Source organism: Salinicola endophyticus, assembly GCF_003206575.1.
GTDB classification, from domain to species: Bacteria; Pseudomonadota; Gammaproteobacteria; order Pseudomonadales; family Halomonadaceae; genus Salinicola; species Salinicola endophyticus.
Map to the genome: position 1 here is coordinate 138,119 of NZ_PZJO01000008.1, position 1,447 is coordinate 139,565.

The window sequence follows — 1,447 nt, forward strand, 5'->3', positions numbered from 1 at the left end:
CTTGCTCTTGAACCCGGAGAGCAGGCCATGGCTGTGCCAGTCCGGGGTCTGTTCGCCGTTGTAGACCCGGCCGGTGATCAGCGGGCGGTCGGCGTCGCCTTCGAGGAAGTCGACCAGCACTTCCTGGCCGATACGCGGTACGAAGACGCCACCCCAACCGGCGCCGGCATTGGGCTGAGAGACCCGCAGCCAGACGCTGGAGTTTTCGTCCAGCTGACCCTGGCGGTCCCAGTGGAACTGCACGCGCACCCGGTTGAGGTGATCGGTGTGGATCTCCTCGTTGGCCGGGCCGACCACGGTGGCGGTCTGAGGCCCGCCGATCACCGGGCGATGGTGGGTCAGCGGGTGACGGTAGGGCTGGCTGCGCCGCTGCGCTTCGAGATCGACCAGAAAGTGGCCTGTGCCGCCAGTCGCATAATCCGATAGACGCTCGCCGGTGGGGTCTGCGGTATCACTCTCGAGACCATGCGCCTTCTTGGCGGCATCGAGCTGGGGCTGCAGGCTGCCCGGCAGCGCCTGGAGCAGGGCCGAGACCGGAAGGGCGTTCTCGGCATGCACGGTCACGCCCAGCAGCAGGAACTGACGCTCTTCTTCGCCGCCGGTGTCGTGCAGCGGATGCTGGGTGAGTTCGAACCAGCGCCCGGCCTGGAGCTGGCGTGCGCCGCCGCTGCCACGGAAGCGCTTGGCGCGGGATTCATGCGATTCGAGACGGTTCTCGGTCAGCCGCTCGCCGCGCTCATAGCCGTGGTAGTAGTACTCGCCGGCATAGTCGTAGAGCTCGGTCTTAGGCAGGTTGCCCTGGTCGCTGAGGGTATCCAGCCCGGTGCGCTTGGTCAGCGAGGGCTGCTTGTAGTCGAAGGTACCCACGCTGACCCGGGTGGGCTGCTGGGTGCGCACGCTGCCCCACTGGGTCAGTGCATCCTCGCGCTCGGTGGCCGCCTGGCGGTGGAAGCGGATCGCCTGGGGGCTGACCGACTGGGTGGTATCGACATCGTCGGTGATGACCAGCCGGTGGCCGTCGAAGCCCGACCCGGATTCTTCAGACGAGGCGTTATTCTGGCCCTCTTCTGCCTCGGATGACTGCCCCGAATGCTCGAAGTAGTACCACAATCCTTCCTCTTCCAAGAGGCGGCTAACGAAGTTCAAATCGCTTTCGCGATACTGCACGCAGTAGCTGCGCGCCGGGTAATCACGACGCAGATCGAAGCGGTAGCGACCCTTGGCCAGTTCATGGTCGTCGAACACCGCGGTGAGCACATCGACGACGCTACGGTCCTGGAAGATGCGGCTGTCGCGGCCCAGGCCGAGCATCGTGAGCCACGGCACCAGGGTGAGCTGGTAGTAGGTGACGCCCCCATCTTCCCCCAGCAGCGCGGCTTCACTGACCAGCCCGTGCAGCGGGCGGTAGCTGCCATCGGCCTGCAGGATCGAGAGCCGTGCCGGCTGC

The 1,447-nt window shown here is 66.1% G+C and carries 1 protein-coding gene; it reads right to left on the reverse strand.

Features of this window, described 5'->3' with window-relative positions; all coding sequences use genetic code 11:
- Positions 1 to 1,447, reverse strand: a 1,447-nt coding sequence (locus tag DOM66_RS19955) for a type VI secretion system Vgr family protein (protein WP_245392467.1), incomplete at both ends; no start/stop codon positions are given.